This is a genomic window from Symplocastrum torsivum (genome assembly GCF_059505465.1).
In genome coordinates, this window is record NZ_JCACKQ010000113.1 from 202,889 (window position 1) to 222,795 (window position 19,907).

The 19,907-nt window shown below is 44.7% G+C and carries 25 protein-coding genes, 1 tRNA gene and 1 other annotated feature; of the genes, 20 read left to right on the top strand and 6 right to left on the bottom strand.

Annotated features, from left to right (window positions below):
- Positions 1 to 280 precede the first annotated feature (280 nt).
- Positions 281 to 874: a hypothetical protein gene (locus tag AC5JL3_RS27275; protein ID WP_496077443.1), complete on the top strand. Its 594-nt coding sequence runs from the start codon at positions 281 to 283 to the stop codon at positions 872 to 874.
- Positions 875 to 918: 44 nt separating this feature from the next.
- Here AC5JL3_RS27275 and AC5JL3_RS27280 read toward each other — a convergent pair whose 3' ends face one another.
- Both AC5JL3_RS27280 and AC5JL3_RS27285 read right to left on the bottom strand, forming a co-directional pair.
- Entirely contained in the window at positions 919 to 1,176 is a 258-nt protein-coding gene (locus AC5JL3_RS27280; protein WP_496077444.1) for a hypothetical protein, read from the bottom strand.
- A 96-nt stretch (positions 1,177 to 1,272) separates the two neighbouring features.
- Positions 1,273 to 2,130, bottom strand: coding sequence for a TlyA family RNA methyltransferase (locus AC5JL3_RS27285; RefSeq protein ID WP_496077445.1), 858 nt, complete (start codon positions 2,128 to 2,130; stop codon positions 1,273 to 1,275).
- Between the two features lie 113 nt (positions 2,131 to 2,243).
- Between AC5JL3_RS27285 and AC5JL3_RS27290 the strand changes: the two genes are divergently transcribed.
- Complete coding sequence (locus tag AC5JL3_RS27290; RefSeq protein ID WP_496077446.1) at positions 2,244 to 3,347, top strand: endonuclease NucS domain-containing protein; 1,104 nt, start codon at positions 2,244 to 2,246, stop codon at positions 3,345 to 3,347.
- A 30-nt stretch (positions 3,348 to 3,377) separates the two neighbouring features.
- Here the strand turns inward: AC5JL3_RS27290 and AC5JL3_RS27295 are convergent, their stop codons facing one another.
- The gene (locus tag AC5JL3_RS27295; protein WP_496077447.1) at positions 3,378 to 4,007 is read right to left on the bottom strand and encodes a restriction endonuclease subunit R; all 630 of its coding nucleotides are present in this window, start codon (positions 4,005 to 4,007) and stop codon (positions 3,378 to 3,380) included.
- A 476-nt stretch (positions 4,008 to 4,483) separates the two neighbouring features.
- On the bottom strand, positions 4,484 to 5,317 hold the full coding sequence (locus AC5JL3_RS27300; RefSeq protein WP_496077448.1) for a nucleoside phosphorylase: 834 nt from the start codon (positions 5,315 to 5,317) through the stop codon (positions 4,484 to 4,486).
- 62 nt (positions 5,318 to 5,379) lie between these two features.
- Between AC5JL3_RS27300 and AC5JL3_RS27305 the strand changes: the two genes are divergently transcribed.
- From AC5JL3_RS27305 to AC5JL3_RS27365, 13 genes are all read left to right on the top strand, one after another.
- Positions 5,380 to 5,532 (top strand): hypothetical protein, encoded by a 153-nt coding sequence (locus AC5JL3_RS27305; RefSeq protein WP_496077449.1) that lies wholly within the window; start codon positions 5,380 to 5,382, stop codon positions 5,530 to 5,532.
- Between the two features lie 65 nt (positions 5,533 to 5,597).
- Positions 5,598 to 7,157: a gamma-glutamyltransferase gene (ggt, locus tag AC5JL3_RS27310; protein ID WP_496077450.1), complete on the top strand. Its 1,560-nt coding sequence runs from the start codon at positions 5,598 to 5,600 to the stop codon at positions 7,155 to 7,157.
- Positions 7,144 to 7,371 (top strand): hypothetical protein, encoded by a 228-nt coding sequence (locus AC5JL3_RS27315; protein ID WP_496077451.1) that lies wholly within the window; start codon positions 7,144 to 7,146, stop codon positions 7,369 to 7,371. Before ggt ends, AC5JL3_RS27315 begins: the two co-directional genes overlap by 14 nt.
- Before the next feature lie 53 nt (positions 7,372 to 7,424).
- On the top strand, positions 7,425 to 7,787 hold the full coding sequence (gene rplS, locus AC5JL3_RS27320; protein ID WP_192222715.1) for a 50S ribosomal protein L19: 363 nt from the start codon (positions 7,425 to 7,427) through the stop codon (positions 7,785 to 7,787).
- Positions 7,788 to 7,861: 74 nt separating this feature from the next.
- Positions 7,862 to 7,934 (top strand) — tRNA-Trp (locus tag AC5JL3_RS27325).
- 175 nt (positions 7,935 to 8,109) lie between these two features.
- Positions 8,110 to 8,337 (top strand): preprotein translocase subunit SecE, encoded by a 228-nt coding sequence (secE, locus tag AC5JL3_RS27330; RefSeq protein ID WP_496077452.1) that lies wholly within the window; start codon positions 8,110 to 8,112, stop codon positions 8,335 to 8,337.
- On the top strand, positions 8,337 to 8,954 hold the full coding sequence (nusG, locus tag AC5JL3_RS27335) for a transcription termination/antitermination protein NusG (RefSeq protein WP_496077453.1): 618 nt from the start codon (positions 8,337 to 8,339) through the stop codon (positions 8,952 to 8,954). Before secE ends, nusG begins: the two co-directional genes overlap by 1 nt.
- Before the next feature lie 2 nt (positions 8,955 to 8,956).
- Positions 8,957 to 9,382: a 50S ribosomal protein L11 gene (gene rplK / locus AC5JL3_RS27340; RefSeq protein WP_496077454.1), complete on the top strand. Its 426-nt coding sequence runs from the start codon at positions 8,957 to 8,959 to the stop codon at positions 9,380 to 9,382.
- Between the two features lie 125 nt (positions 9,383 to 9,507).
- A complete protein-coding gene (gene rplA / locus AC5JL3_RS27345) occupies positions 9,508 to 10,224 on the top strand; it encodes a 50S ribosomal protein L1 (RefSeq protein ID WP_496077455.1) in 717 nt (238 codons plus the stop codon).
- Between the two features lie 45 nt (positions 10,225 to 10,269).
- Positions 10,270 to 10,439: a sequence feature (ribosomal protein L10 leader region), on the top strand.
- A 57-nt stretch (positions 10,440 to 10,496) separates the two neighbouring features.
- Positions 10,497 to 11,045 carry a 50S ribosomal protein L10 gene (gene rplJ / locus AC5JL3_RS27350; protein WP_192222720.1) on the top strand — a complete coding sequence of 183 codons (549 nt, stop codon included), beginning with the start codon at positions 10,497 to 10,499 and terminating at the stop codon, positions 11,043 to 11,045.
- Between the two features lie 117 nt (positions 11,046 to 11,162).
- Positions 11,163 to 11,555: a 50S ribosomal protein L7/L12 gene (gene rplL, locus AC5JL3_RS27355; RefSeq protein WP_496077456.1), complete on the top strand. Its 393-nt coding sequence runs from the start codon at positions 11,163 to 11,165 to the stop codon at positions 11,553 to 11,555.
- A 340-nt stretch (positions 11,556 to 11,895) separates the two neighbouring features.
- Positions 11,896 to 12,231 carry a 4a-hydroxytetrahydrobiopterin dehydratase gene (locus tag AC5JL3_RS27360; RefSeq protein ID WP_496077495.1) on the top strand — a complete coding sequence of 112 codons (336 nt, stop codon included), beginning with the start codon at positions 11,896 to 11,898 and terminating at the stop codon, positions 12,229 to 12,231.
- A gap of 31 nt (positions 12,232 to 12,262) precedes the next feature.
- A complete protein-coding gene (locus tag AC5JL3_RS27365; RefSeq protein WP_496077457.1) occupies positions 12,263 to 12,631 on the top strand; it encodes a hypothetical protein in 369 nt (122 codons plus the stop codon).
- 20 nt (positions 12,632 to 12,651) lie between these two features.
- Here AC5JL3_RS27365 and AC5JL3_RS27370 read toward each other — a convergent pair whose 3' ends face one another.
- On the bottom strand, positions 12,652 to 12,945 hold the full coding sequence (locus AC5JL3_RS27370; protein ID WP_496077458.1) for a hypothetical protein: 294 nt from the start codon (positions 12,943 to 12,945) through the stop codon (positions 12,652 to 12,654).
- 179 nt (positions 12,946 to 13,124) lie between these two features.
- Here AC5JL3_RS27370 and AC5JL3_RS27375 point away from each other — a divergent pair, with 179 nt between their 5' ends.
- The 5 genes from AC5JL3_RS27375 (at position 13,125) to AC5JL3_RS27395 (ending at position 18,248) form a co-directional block, all read left to right on the top strand.
- Entirely contained in the window at positions 13,125 to 13,577 is a 453-nt protein-coding gene (locus tag AC5JL3_RS27375) for an AAA family ATPase (protein WP_496077459.1), read from the top strand.
- 599 nt (positions 13,578 to 14,176) lie between these two features.
- Positions 14,177 to 15,175, top strand: coding sequence for a GGDEF domain-containing protein (locus tag AC5JL3_RS27380; protein WP_496077460.1), 999 nt, complete (start codon positions 14,177 to 14,179; stop codon positions 15,173 to 15,175).
- 41 nt (positions 15,176 to 15,216) lie between these two features.
- Positions 15,217 to 16,353 carry an acyltransferase family protein gene (locus AC5JL3_RS27385; RefSeq protein ID WP_496077461.1) on the top strand — a complete coding sequence of 379 codons (1,137 nt, stop codon included), beginning with the start codon at positions 15,217 to 15,219 and terminating at the stop codon, positions 16,351 to 16,353.
- A 366-nt stretch (positions 16,354 to 16,719) separates the two neighbouring features.
- The gene (gene sipA, locus AC5JL3_RS27390) at positions 16,720 to 16,995 is read left to right on the top strand and encodes a regulatory protein SipA (RefSeq protein ID WP_496077462.1); all 276 of its coding nucleotides are present in this window, start codon (positions 16,720 to 16,722) and stop codon (positions 16,993 to 16,995) included.
- Positions 16,996 to 17,114: 119 nt separating this feature from the next.
- Positions 17,115 to 18,248: an MraY family glycosyltransferase gene (locus tag AC5JL3_RS27395; RefSeq protein WP_496077463.1), complete on the top strand. Its 1,134-nt coding sequence runs from the start codon at positions 17,115 to 17,117 to the stop codon at positions 18,246 to 18,248.
- Here AC5JL3_RS27395 and AC5JL3_RS27400 read toward each other — a convergent pair.
- Positions 18,245 to 19,840, bottom strand: a complete 1,596-nt coding sequence (locus AC5JL3_RS27400; RefSeq protein WP_496077464.1) for a response regulator — start codon at positions 19,838 to 19,840, stop codon at positions 18,245 to 18,247. The genes AC5JL3_RS27395 and AC5JL3_RS27400 overlap by 4 nt on opposite strands.
- Between the last annotated feature and the right edge of the window lie 67 nt (positions 19,841 to 19,907).

Below are 19,907 nucleotides of genomic sequence, written 5' to 3' on the forward strand. Positions count from 1 at the left end.
GCTCAAAAACCCCTCTTTCCTCTAGTTCTCTCTGTCAAACTGGCACGAGTGATAATTTCACCAAATCTTCATATTTTTCAGTCGTCAGCTTTAAATGAAGCCACCTACTCTTGGCGGCTTGGTGGGTTGCCTCCGTTCGTGAAGCAGCGTTCTCATTGCAACCTGTGCAAGGCTTTTCTCCAAGAGCTAATAGCTGACAGCTTCGTGAAGAAATATTCTCTTTAAGCGCCTCAAGGTATCCTTGATCGCATCTGTCCTTTAGCCCTTTAGCCCTAACGATATGCTTTCACAAATTGTGCGCCCATTGGTACGCACCCAAATCCGGTTACTGGCTAACACTCAGGCAACTCGTTCAACACTGATTTCAACAATTGCTCAATGGCTTGGCTATCTGGGTGTACACGCTCAGGTCACTTCTCTTTCTACTAGTTCTGGGCAGATTCAGGTTTCTCTGACTGTCGGTAAGCCAGAGTCTTGTGAGTCTAGTGACTGGCAACAGATTCTCCACAATCTCAATGAACCTGCTGATAGTTCTCAATCTTCCGAGACAACCTATGCTCAGATGACTCCCAAGCAGCAGAGTAAACTACAACGGCTACTCGCTTATTTAGTTCAAGTGGGCGATCCAGATAATAAGGTCAACTGGGACACTCTGTATCCACAGCTAAAGACTTTAAATCTCGATGAAGACTTACTAAACGGCATTAAGTCAGCCCTGAAAGTCCCCCAGTCCCTAGACCAATTACTTGAGGGACTCGACCCCGATGTTGCTGCACTTGCCCTACCAAAAGCCGTTAGTATTGCTTTGCTAGATCGGCGAGTCAATGCGAAGGAAGACAGCACTCTCACCGCTTTGCTAAGTGCGATGAAATAATGTCCTAGAGCCAGGACAGGCTGTCAGGCAAAGTAGCTTCAAGATTACTTGGCAGAAGCGTCAGTGGTGTCGTTGGAAATGCTTATATCAGCCTTGGCGCGGCTCAACATCGCCTCTTGCAAGTTTTCATCGTTATGACGGTGTTGGGCAACCAACTCCCGTGCGTGTTTTTGAGTAAGGCTGTCGGCTGTATTGGGATCATCGACCTCAGCTTCAGCACGATTCAACATTGACTCTTTGAGTTGTTCATTGTGGTGACGATGCTGAGTCATTAATTCTCGTGCTTGTTCTTCTGTACTCATGTTCTGTTTCCCTATTTGACTGCTACAACGCGCTTCTGTTGAAGAATTTACACGTTTATATCTAAACAGTAGCCAAAGTTACAGAATTTTTCACTATTACAAGCTACTCCGAAAGTGAGAAACTGCTGATTGAGTAATTTGCTTAATGATGGCTAAATCAGGAGGTGGCACAAGGCTATCCATCGCTAGCCAGAGAAGATACTCAATATTCCCAGCTGGGCCTGTAACTGGTGACCAAGTTAATCCTTTGTAGACCCAGCCAAGCTTTTGGGCTGATTGCAAGACTTGGTAAATCGCATCAGCATGGTCATTGGAGTCACGTACCACACCTTTTTTCCCAACACGTTCGCGCCCAACTTCAAACTGTGGTTTTACTAACAACACAACCTCACGAGGGGCTTGCAGTAGATTCCACAAGGCATCGAGAATTTTGGTCAAAGAAATAAACGATACATCCACAACACCCAGATCAGCATAGATGTTCTCTGTTTCCCCTGCTTGATTAGGGGGGGTTAGGGGGGGTGAATTACCATACAAATCCGCAGGTTGAAGATTCCGCAGATTTGTGCGTTCCCTCAAAACAACCCGTTCATCATTCCGCAAAGTCCAGGCAACTTGTCCATAGCCAACATCAATGCCGTAGACTCGCTTTGCCCTAGCTTGTAGCAAGCAGTCAGTAAAACCACCTGTTGAAATGCCACCATCCAGACAAATCCGTCCCTCTACAGGAATGCCAAACTCTTCTAAGGCTTTAGCAAGCTTCTCGCCACCTCTGGAAACATAAGGCGACCTTTCTTTAACCTGAATTTGTGCAGTGGTTTCAACCTCAGTTCCCGGCTTATCAACTACCATTCGATTCACCATCACTTCACCCGCACGAATCAGCCGCTGCGCCAGTTGTCGGGACGAACAGAGGTTAAGGTCTACTAGTAACGTATCAAGTCGTTGTTTCAAGCTTCTAATTTGTTTAGATTACAAGGGTTTTAGGTATTTTTGAGATTGGACTAAATTTATAGCAAATAGATATAAATGTATTAATTTACTCAAATTTCTGCAATAGGAGCGTCATGCTGGGTTTTGCGAACTTAAGGAAAACAGGTACCGGATGGGAATTTGAGAGCGAAGCGGCTTTAGAAGATTTTGCTTGGGATAATTTAAAGCAGCTACTAGGTCTGACTCCTCTGAAGCGGCAATACTGGGTTAAAGGTCAAATTTGTGACATTTTAGCAACTGATGAAAATAAGCGATTAGTAGTACTGGAGTTAAAAAACGGTGAAGATAGATATATTGTCCAGCAGCTAACTCCTTATTATGATGCTTTGCTAGAAGAAAAGCCATTCAAGGAAGAAATAGACTACAGTAAAGCGATTAGTTTGGTTGCTATTACACCCAGTTTTCATAAAGACAATCTTATAGATAAAAAGTATCATACTCTTGCCTTTCAATTCTTAGATTTTAAAATTATTAACTTAAATGAAAAGTTTTACCTATATTTAAAAGATATAGATACAGAGAAAGTTTTACAGCTAGAAATCCCCTATCAAGAGAGAGAGGAACCTGAAAACATACCGAATCCCCCCAGAACTCTTATCAATATTCTTAGAAAATGCCCTGAAGATGAACAAAAAGGCTTTTTGCAGCTTAGGGAAAAGCTTCTTTGTTTTGATCGACGTGTAAAGGAAATTCCTGAATCTGGTTATATAAAATATGGAAGAGGAAAAACTAAGCCTATTGCTGAGGTACGATTTGACCCCCAGAGAAATAGCTTGGCTTTATTTATATGGTTACCTTTTGTAAGTGTACATGGTAATAAAAGATTTATTGCGAGGATGAGAGTTTGGACTAACTATGAAATTGTTACAGATGTTGGTTATGTCAAAGAGAGCTTAGGAAGAATTCTCACGGAAACTGAGTGGAAGTTAGGGACGGTAACTCCCTTAGCCAAGCTTCTACCTCCAAGTAATTCTTCTCGTAGAGACGCTTATTTAAAAGATGAAGCTTATAAAGAAATTTGGATAAGGATACATGGAGATGCAAAAAAATCGTATTGGTCAGGTTCATTAGCTATACCCATTGCAAAATATTATAAGATTACAGGTAGAGTAGAGGAATCCAATTCTTTATATACATTAGTCAATATAGCTTTAGAAAAGTGGGTTGAAAAACTTTAATGCCTTAAATCAGTTGCATAAAACAAATAATTAACGGGTAGTTACAATTTGACTCAGGCGCTTCAAAATACTGAGGACACTATACAAATCCTGCTTGTTACGGGTAGCGAATAACTTAGATGTAGCGTACTGAGGCGTTTCTTCTTTCACTAATTTAACAAAGATGAAACTTCCACCAGTTGTAATCATGCCATAGTTTGGTCGATCAGGATGAGGATTACCTAACAAATAAGCGAGAAGCTGTGCAAGTCCTTCCTCAATAGAGAATGAAGCTTGTTTTGACTCAATTGCCATTACCCAGAATTGGTTTCTTAAAACTAAGGTATCAATTCTTCCTTTGATAATTACTCCTTCATCTTCCTCAGCAATATCAATCGATTGTTCGGATTTGACATCAAAGGGAGAAAGATAAAAGTCACCGATGAAGAGAATGGGGTCTAGCACTGCCATTCTAACTATATCTTCTAGTAGGGGTGGGTAATTGAGAAGATTGAGATATCCTGCCCTTACTTTATCTAAAAGTTGTTTGTCTAACTCCGTAACTTCTGGTAAATCATCAACACACTCTCGGAAAAATTGCTCATCTTCTACAAGTTGAATACCGAAGTGGGTGATTAAGTACCGTAAATCTATCTGTTTAGCTTGAATTGTTTGTACCATAATTGTTTTGAAAAATGATTAGGTTATGAATTCAACCTGCTTTGATTATCGCTAACAAGTTAACTATAAGGCTTACGCACCGACGTGATATATGGTAAGGGCGCAAAGCCTTCATTGGTGTCAACTTAAGCCCTAGCGATTAGAAAGATACTGTTGGTCAAGTAGCGAGGGGTGTGACCCCTCCCCGAAGCGGAGAGGGGCTTCCGGACTCCCCCTTCCCTTGCGAGGGTTGCGGGGCTGGGGGGTTAGGTTTTCCGAATTCGCCAACAGCCTCTTGTAAATCGCGGCTATACCAACGATGTCCGCCTGCGCGGACTAACGGAAAATCAACAGTTTTGAAACCCGCGTAGGCGGGTTTTGTCTGTGTAGCTGCGGTTTCAACCGCCCAATCCTCTTAAGTTGACACCAATGAAGGCTTTGCGCCCCTACAGATGGCGATTCAAAGGTAGATAGCGTAAGTTCAGAACTAGTTAAATTTAGCTAAAGCGTCCCTCGAAGTTCTCTACTGCATATACGGCAACCGCGATCGCATTTTTAACAGCAACATCTTTTTGTTCTAAAATGACGTTTTCGCTCTTCATACGCTGGGCAACTACACCACAAATACAAGCTGCCGCAAACTTATACACTCCTGCCATTTTAAAGAGTGTGCCGCTTTCCATCTCGTAGTTGAGTACGTTCAAACGTCGGTATTCTTCTGTGATACCCTGAAGCGATCGCATTAAATAAGGATTAGCCGAATCAGTACGTGCTTGCCCTTCGTAGAATGTATCTACTGATGCTGTAATGCCAATGTAATGCTCAACGTCTAATTCTCGTGCTGCCTTAACCAAGGCGACTGTCAGAAAAGGGTCAGCGACAGCTGGATACTCAACAGGTGCAATATCATTCGCCGCACCCTGCCGACACAATGCCCCACTACTAATTACAATACTCCCAACTGGCACATGGTCTTGAATTGAACCGCAAGTCCCAATCCGAATAATCTGTCGAATTCCTACTTGTACCAACTCATTGACCACGATGCTAAGAGACGGCGCACCCATGCCACTCGTAGCTGATAAGATGGTGCGTCCATTGGGTAAGCGACCTAGATAGCTATTGAGTCCCCGACTCTGTGACAATAATTGCACATCCTGGAAATAATTCTGAGCAATTAGACGGGCGCGTTCTGGGTCACCGGATAATAAAGCAATTGTAGGAGGTTGCCAGCCTAGGTCATCTCGCCCAAAGCCAATGTGATACAAGCGTTTACTGGTCATACATTTGAGCTTATGCGATCGCATCCTTTCTCTATTGTGCGATCGCATCAGCCATCATCCTCCCAAATTATTTCGGGAATACTCAGCATACTTTAGAGACAATTGAACAGATGCGCTCCCTTGCCATCAATTTCCCTACGATTCAACTAGCGGCATGGTTTCATGATGCCATCTATGACTCTAAAGCTAAAGATAATGAGCAAAAGATGGCTGATTATGCCCTAGTGATTTTAACTAAACTGAATTATCCTGATTCTAAATAAGAGGCAGCGAATAATTTCTAAAAATCAATAACCTACCCTATCATTGCTGCTATACACCGAAATCCATGAGTCAAAAAACTTCCGGCGTTATTGCTGCTGGACATCCCAAAACTGCTGAAGCGGGTGTTGAAATATTGCGTAGTGGTGGAAATGCTTTTGATGCTGCTGTTGCCGCCCTTCTAGCTTCTTTCGTTGCTGAACCTGGATTGACTTCTGCGGCTGGAGGCGGTTTTCTACTAGCGCATACACAAGATAATCACAATATATTATTTGATTTTTTTACTCAAACACCTCGACGAAAAAGAAAACTGGATGAGCTTAACTTTTACTCAGTTGAAATGGATTTTGGTGGTGCAGTCCAAGAGTTTCATGTTGGGCTTGGATCTATGGCAGTTCCAGGAAATATTGCAGGGATATTTCATGTTCACAAAAGACTGGGCAGGCTACCGTTTGAAGTTGTTGCGGAGCCAGCGATACTTTATGCTAAAAATGGATTGCAACTTACTAAGTTTCAGTATTACTCTTTAGCCTCAGTTCTTAAGCCAATTGTTATTGATTACAAAGGAGGGAAGCAAATCTATAAACCGACTGGTGAGTTAATTGAGCCAGAAGGAATGTTAATTATGAAAGAATTTGCCGAGGCTTTAACTTACTTAGTTCAAGAAGGAGCCAGGGGATTTTATGAAGGAGAGATTGCTCATCGTTTAGTTAAAGATTGTGAGGATTTAGGTGGTCATTTAACCTTAGATGACCTAAAGGATTATCGTGTAGTTGAAAGAGAACCGTTACTGATAGATTACCGTGGTAATACTTTATTAACTAACCCCCCTCCTAGTTCTGGCGGTACATTAATCGCCTTTGCCTTAAAACTTTTATCAAACATAAACTTAGTTGATATTGGTTTTGGGACAGCACGTCATCTAGAAATCCTAGCTCAGGTAATGCAGTTGACAAATGAAGCGAGGAAAGATGGATATGACGATTATCTTTACCAAGAGAACGTAGCTGACAAGTTCTTGTCGGATGAACATCTAGCTAGTTACACGGCTAACTTAAAACAAAGTATCAACAAGTGGGGAAGTACCACGCATCTTAGTGTTGTAGATGGTGAAGGAAATGCTGCCAGTGTTACTACATCTAATGGAGAAGGCTCTGGTTATGTGATTCCCAAAACTAACATTATGGTTAATAATATGCTGGGAGAAGACGATTTAAATCCGCAAGGCTTCCATCAGTGGCAAGAAAATGTGCGAATTTCTTCGATGATGTCTCCAACAATAGTCCTCAAAAATAATCAACCCGAAATTGTTTTAGGTTCTGGTGGCTCTAAGCGGATTAGAACGGCTATATTACAGGTTATTTCTAATATTCTGGATTTTAAGATGCCCCTAAGTGAAGCGGTAGATAGTCCGAGAGTTCACTGGGAGAATGAGGTTTTTTATGTGGAACCTGGGTTTGTGGAGGAGGAAGTTAACAAGTTGGCAGCTTCCCCTCAGAGGCAGTTAGTGCGATGGCAAGAAAAAAATCTCTTTTTCGGCGGCGTTCATACTGTCCTAGAGACTTCAGAAGGATTGATTGAAGGTGCTAGTGATCAACGTCGGGACGGAGGAGTTGCAAGTTGTTGAAGCAGTATTGTCAGTTTCTTCGGCTCAGCTCAACCCAAATAATAAGCAATTTTTAGGGTTGACGTTTAGCGATCGCTTCACAGCGTCCCGTACTAGAATCCCAACTGCAAGAGATTTGGAACAACCTGGCTGTTGGGAGTTGCCCTGCCGAGGCTCAACGATTAGCCAACCCCATACCAAAGACTCCAAACTGTATCACCTAACTTCGGTCTAGACGCTGGGCAGTTCTCGCGCTATGATTAGAGGCTGTGAATTTTATTAAAAAACATGAAAGCTCAAGAGGTTATTCGCTCAATTGAAGCGGAACAACTTAAATCTGACTTGCCTGTTATCCATGTTGGTGACACGGTGAAGGTTGGTGTACGGATTCGAGAAGGTGGTAAAGAACGGGTACAGCCTTATGAAGGTACTGTAATAGCAATGCGGAACGGTAGCATCAATGAAACGATAACCGTGCGCCGTGTTTTCCAAGGGATTGGTGTTGAGCGGGTATTTTTAGTGCATTCTCCTCGGATTGAGAGCATTAAAATTATTCGTCGTGGTAAAGTGCGTCGAGCGAAGTTGTATTATCTACGCGATCGCGTTGGTAAAGCCACTCGCGTTAAACAACGCTTTGATCGTAGTCTGTAGATTGGTGTTGATGCACTGATTGCGCTAAACTTATTAGAGCGAGGAGTCGGGCTATTCCACTCCAGCCACCCTGTGCGCTCTTAGTTCAGTTGGTAGAACGCAGGTCTCCAAAACCTGATGTCGGGGGTTCAAGTCCTCCAGGGCGCGCTCAAAATTAATACAATAAAAAAGCCGAGGTGCAAGCGTCTGCCCGAAGAAATTGCCATTGCTGGCGCGACCTCATGAAAGTCAAAAATTTCGGGTAGACTTGTTGTGTGAGTGGCTGCCAAATGTCCCACCGGTAGACGCCTCACAGCTTCATAGAGGGGGGAGATAAAAATTTGTGGCAAAGAAGACTAAAGCAGAAGCAGAAGTTCAAGAAACAGAATCGGGCTTTAACCCGACAAAGTTCTTTCAGGAAACTAAAGATGAACTTAGCAAAGTAGTGTGGCCAAGTCGGCAGCAGCTAATTAGCGAATCAGCCGCTGTCTTACTAATGGTTATTCTCTCCGCCACCATGATTTACTTGGTGGATGGTTTCTTCTCTTGGGCATCCCAACAGGTATTTTGATGAGTTTTGCAACAGACGAACCTTACGATTCCGAACAACAGCCAGCCGATCCCCAAGCTGCCCATTGGTATGCGGTTCAGGTTGCGTCTGGCTGTGAAAAACGGGTCAAGACGAACCTAGAGCAGCGCATCCAAACTCTGGATGTAGCGGATCGAATATTAAGAGTGCAGATTCCGCAGACACCAACCGTGAAAATTCGGAAGGACGGTTCTCGACAGCACTCAGAAGAAAAAGTCTTCCCTGGCTATGTGTTAGTCCAAATGGTGATGGACGACGATGCTTGGCAGGTTGTCAAAAACACACCAAATGTGATTAACTTTGTCGGGGCAGAACAGAAACGCCGCTACGGACGCGGACGTGGACATGTCAAACCAATGCCACTAAGTCCTGGAGAAGTCGAACGAATCTTTAAACAAGCTCAGGAACAAGAGCCAGTTGTCAAAGTTGATATGGCAGCCGGAGATAAAATCCTCGTTCTATCGGGTCCGTTTAAAGATTTTGAAGGCGAAGTTATTGAAGTCAGCCCCGAAAGGAGCAAGCTCAAAGCACTACTCTCGATTTTTGGACGGGATACGCCAGTGGAATTGGAATTTAATCAGGTTGAAAAAACAGGCTAGAAATGGCAAAAAAAGTCGTTGCGATGATTAAGTTGGCTCTCCCGGCTGGGAAAGCCAACCCTGCACCGCCAGTAGGCCCGGCATTGGGTCAGCATGGGGTTAATATTATGGCGTTCTGCAAAGAGTACAACGCCAAGACCTCTGACCAAGCTGGTATGGTGGTGCCAGTAGAAATTTCTGTTTTTGAGGATCGTAGCTTTACCTTTATCCTCAAAACCCCACCTGCCTCCGTTTTAATTCGGAAGGCAGCAGGTGTTGAGAGAGGGTCGAGTCAACCGAATAAACAGAAAGTAGGTTCGATTACTCGTGCTCAATTGCAAGAAATTGCTCAGACAAAAATGCCTGACCTCAATGCCAATGATATTGAGGCAGCAATGAAGATTGTTGAAGGCACAGCTCGAAACATGGGTGTTGCGATCGCAGATTAGTAGAGAATTTCCCAAGAATGTCTTTACGGCTGGAAAATTCCTGATTTGCTCCACTAACCTAAAACACTGTAAACATAATTAGGGGGAGAAGCTATCGCTTCGTTAGACGACCCCAGGAGATACAAATGCCAAAAAAAAGATCGCGCCGACTACAAGAACTAGCTCTTAAAGTCGAAGAGCGACCCTACCAGCCCATAGAAGCCCTGACTCTCTTAAAAGAAACCGCTACAGCGAAGTTCCCGGAATCAGCAGAAGCCCATATCCGCTTGGGAATTGACCCAAAATATACTGACCAGCAGTTGCGGACAACAGTAGCGCTGCCAAAAGGAACGGGTCAGACCGTGCGGATTGCTGTGATTGCTAGGGGTGAAAAAGTTACGGAAGCGACCAACGCGGGTGCTGACGTAGTTGGTTCCGAAGATTTAATCGAAGAAATCCAAAAAGGAATGATGGATTTTGATCGGTTAATTGCAACGCCAGACATGATGCCACAGGTCGCAAAACTGGGGCGTCTTTTAGGCCCACGGGGTCTAATGCCCTCTCCCAAAGGTGGAACAGTTACCTTCGACTTAGTGCAAGCGATTGAAGAAGTCAAAGCGGGTCGATTAGAGTTTCGTGCTGACCGCACAGGTATCGTTCATATTTTGTTTGGCAAGGCATCCTTCTCAGCCGAAGACCTGCTAGTGAACCTCAAAGCCTTGCAGGAAACAATCGATCGTAACCGACCTGCAGGCGCAAAAGGTCGTTATTGGCGTAGTATGTTTGTATCGGCGACAATGGGACCATCAATTGAAGTCGAGATTAATGCCCTACGTGACCTAAAATTTGGTGACGCGGCATAAGAAGAACGTCTAGATTTTCAACCAATCCAAAATCCTCGCGTCAAAAAACTGAATCGGCTTGTGCCATAGACAGCAGGAGCGAATCGCTTAATAACCTGCCGAGGTCAATGCCCTGAGTATCCGCCGTGCCACCGGCATTTGTAAATGTGAGTGGCAGGGTCTAAAAGATACAAAGTGCAACCCCGGCATAGTGTCCGGGGTTTTGTTATTGGTTGTGCGTTGTTGGTCTAACCATCAACAAAAAACAAACCACAAAGGAGGTGAGATAAAGGATGGGTAGAACACTTGAAAATAAACAGGACGTTGTGGCTGATCTCAAGCAAACCTTGAGTGAGTCTCAACTTGCTGTAGTCATCGAATACCAAGGGCTGACTGTTGCTGAAATCACAGACTTACGCAATCGTCTACGTCCGTCAGGTACCGTATGCAAGGTGACCAAAAACACGCTAATGCGGCGTGCAATTGATGGTGATGACAATTGGCAACCGATGTCAGAATTTCTTTCTGGTTCATCTGCCGTCATGCTGGTCAAAGATGATGTGGGTGGGGCAATCAAGGCTTACCAAGACTTCCAGAAAGCCACCAAGAAGACAGAACTTCGTGGCGGTGTCATGGAAGGACGGGCATTAAATGAAGCCCAAGTCAAAGCCATTGGTGACTTGCCCTCGAAGGAACAACTTATTGCCCAAATTGCTGGTGCAATTAATGCCTTGGCAACCAAAATTGCTGTGGGTATTAATGAAGTTCCTGCTTCTCTGGGTCGAAGCATCCAAGCTATCTCTGAGAAGGAAGAAGGTGCTTCCGGAAGTGATGCGGCTTAAAAATCTTCATCCCTTAGGGATTGGGATTTTGCTTAATAATCAGTGGCAACAAATCTGCTGAGCAAAACAACTGACAACTAACAACTGACCGAATTATTAATCTCAAGGAGTTTATCCATGTCTGCTGCAACTGATGAAATTCTCGAAAAGCTAAAAACACTGTCTTTGCTGGAAGCTGCCGATCTCGTCAAGCAAATTGAAGAAGCCTTCGGCGTAAGTGCTGCTGCCCCGGCTGGTGGCATGATGATGATGGCTCCTGGTGCGGCTGCTGCCCCGGCGGAAGAAGCTGAAGAGCAAACTGAGTTTGATGTCGTTCTGGAAGACGTTCCGGCTGATAAGAAGATTGCCATCTTGAAGGTAGTCCGGACGCTAACTGGCTTAGGTCTGAAGGAAGCTAAAGACTTGGTGGAATCTGCTCCAAAGCCTGTTAAAGAAGCGATCGCAAAAGATGCCGCTGAGGATGCCAAGAAGCAGTTGGAAGAAGCTGGCGCAAAAGTAACTGTCAAGTAAGGGTAAGTGGTAAGTTATAGGGCGAGTTAGTTGCCTTAACTATCAAACCTAACTCTCACTTAGGAGTAGGCATCTTGCTTGCTCTTTTGGGAACTGCCAGAAAAATTCCATGAACCTTTTTAGGGGCGCAAAACCTTGCGCCCCTAAAGTTATTGTGAGAAAAATTTATTCTTGCCCCTATTCCTCTTCTATTCCTCTGAGCGATACGCTAAAAGTATAGTGTTCAAACTGTGCAAGCTAGCTAGTGCGATCGCATAACTAGACAGGATTTGTAAAAGCACCCATGTCAAACCCTCTCTCGAAGACAATGCAACTGGGTTTCATCACGGCTAGCTTGATTTTGGTGCTGGCAAATAGTACCGATGCAACAGAAGTTTTAGAAACCCAGACACACCTCCTTAGCCAAACACAAGTCTCCAAACACATGGAAAACCTACCCGGTTGGACAATTGAGAATCAGCAACTTTGCCGCACTTATCAATTTAAAGACTTTGTTGAAGCCATTAATTTTGTGAATCGCCTGGTTGAGCCAGCAGAAACCGCAGGACACCACCCAGACATTGCTATTTCCTACAATAAAGTTAGTATTAGCCTGACAACTCATGATGCGGGAGGATTGACACAGAAAGACTTCGATCTAGCCAAAATTATCTCCCAGTTATCCACCCAACCTTAGTAGACTTTCTTACCTCAACCTCTTTAATAAAATGTTTAAACCTTTAGGAGTGCTTGGAGTCATCTTCGCACTTGTGCTACTGACTCTTTTGCAAAGAAGTTTTACCCCAGTGTCAGCGTCATCTGCACTGGAATCACGCATTTCCAGACTAGAATCAGACAACTCTCAATTGCGATCGCAAGTTAGTCGTTTAGAGTCTGAAGTTTATAGACTAGCGGGAACACGGCCTCAACCTGAGCGAGTCAATCAGCCAGCACCAAGAATCACACCAAATCCTTCCCTATCTCCCCTTTCTACGTTGGGAGACGATCCAATGTTTAAGCGCCTAGCTACGTTGGTGGTTGAACTTAAGGAACGAATTGTTGCACTAGAAACTCAAGTTGCTGGGTCCAGACGATAAGGCTAGATGTAAAGCTTACATCACTTAACCTTGTAACACTTCTCAAAAGCTTTCTCCTCCGCCTCTTGGAGACTTTGTAAGTTTGCAGCAATACTTTTAGATGTGTTTTTATCTTTAGCTTGGGATAAAACTTGAATCGCCTCGTCAGATTGTTGCTGAGCATTCTGTACAGCTTTTTCTGCATCTCTACATGCCTGGAGACTGCTTCCTTGCCTAATCGGAACACGGCATCCACTCAGCAAAATCGTGAGAAGTAAAATTCCGACAATTAGCTTAGCCTTTTTGGTTGACCTGGCAACAATGGTAAATTCCATAAACAAAGATGTAGCTTGAGAGTAGGGCTATTACAAACTTCTTAAGGAGATATCGCTTTCAGGAAACTAATCAAAGTCTTTAAGGAGATGAGCAGAAATAAAGGGAACTATCAAAGCTCTCACTAGCAATACATTAAGGGCGCTCTTGGTGTGCGCCCCGACAAGAAAGGTGTACCTTGATGGAGTTAGTCATCTTTATCGGTCTACAAGCGTCTGGCAAAAGTACATTCTTTCGGACACACTTTGCGACAACACACGAACACGTCAGCAAAGACCTGATGCGTAACAATAAAAATCGGGCAAGAAGACAAGCACAGCTCATCGAAGCCGCACTACAAGCCGGACGTTCTGTTGTTGTTGACAACACCAATCCGACACTCGAAGATCGAGCATCACTGATTCATCTAGGTAATACCTATGGTGCCAAGATTATTGGTTATTACTTTGAATCACACGTAAGTTTGTGTCGTAAGCGCAACGAGCAACGTGTGGGGAAAGACCAAGTGCCAGATGTCGCCATCTACTCAACAATCAAGAAGTTAGTGCGACCAACTTACGCCGAAGGATTTCACCAACTATTTTACGTGCGTATTGCTCGCCAGTCGGCTTTTGAGGTTCGTCCCTGGCTGTAAGCCAATCGGCTTTTAGGCTACAGGGTGGAGAGCCAGGGGGAGAAAATTATGCGATGTTTTAGGCATCTCAGCTTAGGATGAATACAGAAAAGAGGAATACAATCCTCTACAAATAAAATAAATCGTCGTGAAACGGCATTAATTAAGGTGAATGAGGAGTTGCCGATGCAGGATGCTTAGGAACAATTTGTTCTTGACATCCTCAATGCAGCTTATCTGGAAGCGTAGGGTTTGGTAAAAATCCTTTCACGATGACTGAAGTCTGTGTAAATCTTGTGTGCATCTGCGGTTTCAATCTTTACAACCCGCTTGTCAGATCAGCTTAATTTTTTGCAAATCCCGAACGGCGTGCCGTTACAGGACAGATGCATACGTGTCTGTTAACACACGGAATGCTGTAAATGTTTTCCTCTATTTTTCAGGGTAGCAAGGGGAAAACTTCGTACTAAAGCTGTAGGTTATCTGTGAACTAACCTACCAATAACTTATTTGGCTTGTGCTACATCAGTGGCAGGGCAAACGTTGAACAATCGTGCAGGGGCGCATCACTACAGTATCAAACCTCAACACTACTACCTTGCCGTTGAATGCTAACTACTTTGAATAGTTTAAATATCAACTTGCTAGAGCAGCTAATCGATTTACTCCAAGCCTGTTTTTCTGTTGAAGAGGCGTACACAGCGATTAAACCGTTGGTTCAACGACTCTTTCCCAATGAAGTTGGTGCCATTTATGTTGTAAGTCCATCAAAAAATCAACTGGAAGCGATCGCAACTTGGGGTTCAGCACCTTTAACAAGTGATCCAATCTTTACTCCCTGTGACTGTTTAGCCTTACGACGGGGACAGGCTCACCTAGCTGAAGATACACACTATGGTTTAACTTGTCAACATATTCGACCAAATTCTCTCCCTGTTGAAACGTTTTGTGTACCCATGACTGTACACGGAGAACCCTTAGGAGTGTTGTACATTGGTTCATTACATCGAGGACGGATTACCGAAACGAAGCAACTGGCAGTGAGTGTCGCAAAACAGATTGGACTCGCTTTAGCTAACTTAAAACTTCGAGAAACCCTCAACAACCATAGTCTTCGTGACCCACTCACTAAGCTGTACAATCGGCATTACCTGGAAGAATCACTGGAGCGTGAGATCCGAAAAGCTGAGCGTCATCCCCAGAGTTTAGGAATTATCCTACTCAATGTCGATCACGTTGAGCGCATCAATGAGCAGTTCGGGTATGAAGCGGGTGATTTCCTACTCAGAGAAATCGGTAAGTTTTTGCCCAAGCAAATTCGTGCGTCAGATATTGCTTGCCGTTACCGGAGTAAACAGTTCCTGCTGCTGTTGTCGGAAGCATCTTTGAAGAATACCCAACAACGAGCTAAACAACTGCGGGAGAGTATTAAGCAGCTAAATCTTGCCTATAAAAATCAATCGCTTGGCACTCTTTCGATTTCTTGTGGAGTCGCAAGTTTTGCAGAGCATGGCGTAACAGGAAAAGCCATTATTCAGGCAGCAAGTGCGGCGTTAAACCGTGCAAAGAGGCAAGGACGCGATCGCGTTGTGATGGCATCTTTTACCCATTCTCTTTGAGATTGCCTTGAATTTTGGGTAGTTAGTCTATAAAACAAAACGTGTCTCACGAGCAACAACAACCAGCCAAGCGCCTGATATCACTCGATGTATTTCGAGGAATTGCGATCGCTGGGATGATTCTTGTGAATATGGCAGGGCTGGCAGAGCAAGTTTATCCACCCTTGCTTCATGCTGACTGGAACGGCTGCACCCCAGCCGATTTAGTTTTTCCCTTCTTTCTGTTTATTGTTGGTGTAGCGATCGCATTTTCTCTATCGAACACCAAGGAAAATCAGCCCATTCCAACGGTTTATTGGCGGATTGTCCGTCGCAGTTTGATTTTATTTGCCTTGGGGTTATTCCTCAATGGCTTCTGGAACTACGACTGGGAGACAATCCGCGTAATGGGTGTATTGCAGCGCATCAGTTTAGCTTACCTAGCCGCTGCCTTAATTGTTCTCAAGGTGCCGCGAAAGGGGCAGTGGGCGATTGCAATACTCTTACTAATTGGCTACTGGCTGGCGATGTCGTTTATTCCTGTTCCAAGTTATGGGATAGGTAACTTATCGCGGGAAGGGAATTTAGGTGCTTATATTGATCGCTTAGTTATCGGTACAGCACATTTGTACAAGGGGGATAACTTCAACTCACAAGGAGATCCAGAGGGATTATTTAGCACAATTCCTGCTGTCGTGAGCGTCTTGTTTGGCTACTTCACAGGAGACTGGTTACGCCAACAGCCAATTAAGTCGCGCACGAGTTTGAATTTGGTACTGTTGAGCCTTAGTTGTATGGGAATGGGGCAACTTTGGGGCTTTTGGTTTCCAATTAACAAGAAGCTGTGGACGAGTTCTTATGTTGTTTTTACAACAGGTTGGGCGTTACTTTTATTAGCAGCTTGTTATGAACTGATAGAGGTGCGTAAGCAACGCCGTTGGGGAAAGCCGTTCGAGATTATCGGGTTAAATGCGATTTTCCTCTTTGTCGCTTCCGTTTTGCTGATTAAAATCTTGGTCAAAACCCACATCGGAACTGGTCAAAACGCACCCACAACTTCCACCTGGATTTACGAGCATCTTTTTGTTCCTTGGGCAGGGGCGATGAACGGTTCGTTGTTATTTGCCCTGCTAACGTTGGCATTTTGGTGGGTGGTTGGGTACGGAATGTATCGACGCTGCTGGTTTGTTAAAGTGTAGGCGATCGCTTTTTCTCAAGAAGTAGAAACGCTGACTATCCGGAGCTTCGAGTTTTGAACAGAAAATAGAGTTAAGTAAGTAGGTGCAAAGATTTAGTGGTTAGCGATCGCCATCTTGCACTTACACTATTACCCATCAGGGCTGAACGAGGATGCTACTGCGAATTCTTAAGATCTAGCCTCCCAACTCCTCGTAGCTCAGAAAATCATCATTAAACCCGTTTCGGGGGAGTAAGTAGGAGCAAAATCTCAGTAATAGAAAATTTCATCCTCTAAGTACTATTGACTGATAGCTATTACTAATAGGTTTATTTCTGCTGACCTGCTAACGTTACAACCGATAGTTAAAACCTTTTGTATCTGACTTATGTCTAAAGAATTTACCGTTGGCGATCGCGTCCGGGTGATTGAATTACCTCGCTACGTTAAAACAGCCGAACCCATCCCGATGCTGCGACCTCCCAATGTCATTCAACTTGGAGAAGAGGGTATCGTTCTTGATCGGCGTCCAGGAGGATACTGGGGCATTCGCTTTTCTCAAGGGGCGTTTTTGCTGGATAGCCAATATATTGAGGCTGTTCCGGTTACCTCTCAAAGTCCTCCAGAAACTGAAAATTCACCAGAATCATCCTCTCCGACCTAAGGTAAACTTCAAGCGTGTACTTTTCTCGGATTCAATGCCTCCAATTCTTTTCCTGGAAAGCCACGAGGGGCAAAACATAAGACCACTTTGACGAGTTTATTCGTGTACTGTTGAGGCTAATGTTCATTATTGGCAGTCTGGGCGGGAATTGGGAGATGAATTTTTATGACTTCCTTGAGTCTCTCGGTATTGCCAACCCCACTGGTACTGGTTGGCTAGCGGTGATATTCACCTTTGGGTTTGCCTGCGGAGTGACTTGGCGTTTTATTCCAGAGGTACGCTCTTTTGCTTTACGAGTGGGTTGGGCTGACCAACCTAATGCACGGCGGCTTAATCGAGAACCTTTACCGAATGCAGGCGGTTTGGCAATTTATGCCGGGGTAGTCGCCGCACTGATACTGGCGACACTTTTAAGACCGATTGTCATTGAAGGCGTTTTAGCAGAAGTGCTGACGATTCTGCTCGGAAGTTCCATTTTAGTGCTAGTGGGCTTTATTGACGACCAATTTGGTCTGCCTCCTTATATTCGCTTGTTTACTCAGGTTCTCACAGCACTTTTGCTGATTGCTAGCGATATCCGCATCGAAACTCCATTTGGTTCCCCAATCGACTCACTTTTATCAATTTTGATTACAGTGTTATGGGTCGTGGGGGTTACAAATGCGATTAATCTGATGGATGGGATGGACGGATTGGCTGGTGGAATCAGCTTCATCACGGCGATGAGCCTTTTAGCCGTTTCCGCCCAGTTTCCAACTCGTGCAGCGGCGACATTGCTCTTAGCAGCTTTGGGTGGGGCAGCGCTGGGCTTTTTGCGGCATAATTTCCATCCGTCTCACATCATTATGGGTGATGCTGGAGCTTACTTTTTTGGCTACGTGCTGGCGGCGACCAGTATCATCGGCAATCTTAAAGTAACCACTGTGTTTGCCTTAGTACCTCCGGTATTCTTTTTACTTTTGCCTGTGCTAGATACTACGCAGGTTTTTGTCCGACGGTTGATGGCTGGAAAAAATCCACTGAGTACGCCAGGAAAAGACCACTTGCATCATCGCTTGCTAGCTTGGGGTTTCTCCCAGCGTCGTGCGGCGCTCACGCTTTGGGGAATTACCTTAGTGTCCAACTGGCTAGCGATGATGCTGCAAGGCATGACACCGATAGTGATTTATGCAACGGTTATTAGTATTGTTGTTCTTTTAGGGTTTACCGTTTGGCAAAGGATGCGGGCAATTGAAGTGAGAAGCGATCGCTAATTACTTCCGCTCATGTTTTTTAAGGAAGCGATCGCCATTACCAACTCATCCGACTCGACTGGCTTAGAAAGGTGCATTTGGAAACCCTCTTGCAGAGCGCGATCCCGGTCTAAATCACTGGCATACGCTGTCAACGCGATCGCAGGGATTTTACTTAAGGAGGCTTCGGGCATTGCCCTAACCTGGCGAATTAAGGTATAGCCGTCTAACCCTGGCATCCCAATATCGCTAACGAGTACATCCGGCACAAACCCTTTAAGCACTTCAATGGCTTCCCTAACCGAAGCGGCTTCCTTCACTTCGGCTTCATACTGCTCAAGGACGAACATTAGCAACTCTCGTGTATCGGGTTCATCGTCTACGAGAAGGATTCGTAACCCCTTGAATGAGACTGCACTTGACTCAACTGTTGCAGGTTCCACCTCAGCCGTTGTTAGTTGAGTCTGACGGCGTTGAGTCGGAAATTGTACGGTAAAGGTTGTACCTTGTGCGGAACCTGGACTTTCTACAGTGACAGTACCACCCTGAAGTTCAACTAAGTGTCGCACAACTGCCAACCCCAAACCTAAGCCTCCTTGAAGCCGAGTCGAGCTGCTATCTGCCTGACGGAAGCGGTCAAAGACAAAGGGCAGAAACTCAGGCTTAATCCCTTGTCCTGTATCGCTCACGACGATCAATACACTATCGTCCAGTTGCTTCAATCGAATTTCTACTTGTCCACCAGATGGCGTAAACTTGACCGCGTTTGACAAGAGATTCCATATCACCTGTTGCAAGCGAATCGCATCACCTAAGACGGGAGCGACTTCTCGATCACTGAGAAAAGAAATCGCGATCGCTTTTGCTTCAGCCGCCGGACGCACAACACTCAGAGCCACTTCGATGACAGAGGCAAGTTCAACAGGTTGCACATTCAGAGAAAGATTACCTGTAATGATGCGTGAAACATCGAGCAGGTCTTCAATCAAGCGTGTCAAAGACTTCGTGTTACGCTCAATACTCTCAACTGCTCGATCGTAGTCAGTTTCATTCAGTCTCTTGAGGCGTAACATCTGTGCCCAGCCCAACATACTATTGAGTGGTGTCCGTAGTTCGTGGGAAAGAGTCGCCAAAAATTCATCTTTCAGACGGTTAGCTGCCTCTGCCTCCTGACGTGCTGCCCGTTCTTTTTCCAGAAGTTGCGATCGCTCTTTCTCTAAACGAGCGGCTCGACTCCGAACTTCAGCTCGCTCCATTGCCAAGCGTAGAGCAACAGGCACCCGTTTGTAGCGGTTGGGAACCTTGATGATGTAATCATCCAGTCCCGATTTCATCGCTTCTACCGCAAGCTCTTCGTTCCCACTATTGGTGAACATAATCACGGGACAGTTGGGATAGCGAGATTTTACTTTCTTAAGAACAACAAGACCATCGCTCCAGCCAAGTTGATAGTCTGTAACGACAACATCGAAACTTCCTTCGGTAATTACTTCTTCCAAAGCTTTAGCATCTGTAATCTCTTTTACCTCAAGTGAGGTAAATTCTCGCTCCAATTCCCGAATCACAAGGAGGCGATCGGTAGGATTATCATCAATGACCAAGACATGTAGCATTAGTAAGATAACGAGTCTTTAGATACTGGTACATCAGGATGTACAAATAAAACTGTCTTCTAAAAAT

Bases quoted from the DNA above. Each gene is read 5' to 3' on its own strand.
- rplS (WP_192222715.1), top strand. From the start codon at position 7,425: ATGAAAGCTCAAGAGGTTATTCGCTCAATTGAAGCGGAACAACTTAAA.
- sipA (WP_496077462.1), top strand. From the start codon at position 16,720: ATGTCTAAAGAATTTACCGTTGGCGATCGCGTCCGGGTGATTGAATTA.
- rplK (WP_496077454.1), top strand. From the start codon at position 8,957: ATGGCAAAAAAAGTCGTTGCGATGATTAAGTTGGCTCTCCCGGCTGGG.
- AC5JL3_RS27290 (WP_496077446.1), top strand. From the start codon at position 2,244: ATGCTGGGTTTTGCGAACTTAAGGAAAACAGGTACCGGATGGGAATTT.
- AC5JL3_RS27280 (WP_496077444.1), bottom strand. From the start codon at position 1,176: ATGAGTACAGAAGAACAAGCACGAGAATTAATGACTCAGCATCGTCAC.
- AC5JL3_RS27295 (WP_496077447.1), bottom strand. From the start codon at position 4,007: ATGGTACAAACAATTCAAGCTAAACAGATAGATTTACGGTACTTAATC.
- ggt (WP_496077450.1), top strand. From the start codon at position 5,598: ATGAGTCAAAAAACTTCCGGCGTTATTGCTGCTGGACATCCCAAAACT.
- AC5JL3_RS27275 (WP_496077443.1), top strand. From the start codon at position 281: ATGCTTTCACAAATTGTGCGCCCATTGGTACGCACCCAAATCCGGTTA.
- rplJ (WP_192222720.1), top strand. From the start codon at position 10,497: ATGGGTAGAACACTTGAAAATAAACAGGACGTTGTGGCTGATCTCAAG.
- AC5JL3_RS27300 (WP_496077448.1), bottom strand. From the start codon at position 5,317: ATGCGATCGCACAATAGAGAAAGGATGCGATCGCATAAGCTCAAATGT.
- AC5JL3_RS27375 (WP_496077459.1), top strand. From the start codon at position 13,125: ATGGAGTTAGTCATCTTTATCGGTCTACAAGCGTCTGGCAAAAGTACA.
- AC5JL3_RS27365 (WP_496077457.1), top strand. From the start codon at position 12,263: ATGTTTAAACCTTTAGGAGTGCTTGGAGTCATCTTCGCACTTGTGCTA.
- rplL (WP_496077456.1), top strand. From the start codon at position 11,163: ATGTCTGCTGCAACTGATGAAATTCTCGAAAAGCTAAAAACACTGTCT.
- nusG (WP_496077453.1), top strand. From the start codon at position 8,337: ATGAGTTTTGCAACAGACGAACCTTACGATTCCGAACAACAGCCAGCC.
- AC5JL3_RS27305 (WP_496077449.1), top strand. From the start codon at position 5,380: ATGCGCTCCCTTGCCATCAATTTCCCTACGATTCAACTAGCGGCATGG.
- rplA (WP_496077455.1), top strand. From the start codon at position 9,508: ATGCCAAAAAAAAGATCGCGCCGACTACAAGAACTAGCTCTTAAAGTC.
- AC5JL3_RS27370 (WP_496077458.1), bottom strand. From the start codon at position 12,945: ATGGAATTTACCATTGTTGCCAGGTCAACCAAAAAGGCTAAGCTAATT.
- AC5JL3_RS27395 (WP_496077463.1), top strand. From the start codon at position 17,115: ATGTTCATTATTGGCAGTCTGGGCGGGAATTGGGAGATGAATTTTTAT.
- AC5JL3_RS27400 (WP_496077464.1), bottom strand. From the start codon at position 19,840: ATGCTACATGTCTTGGTCATTGATGATAATCCTACCGATCGCCTCCTT.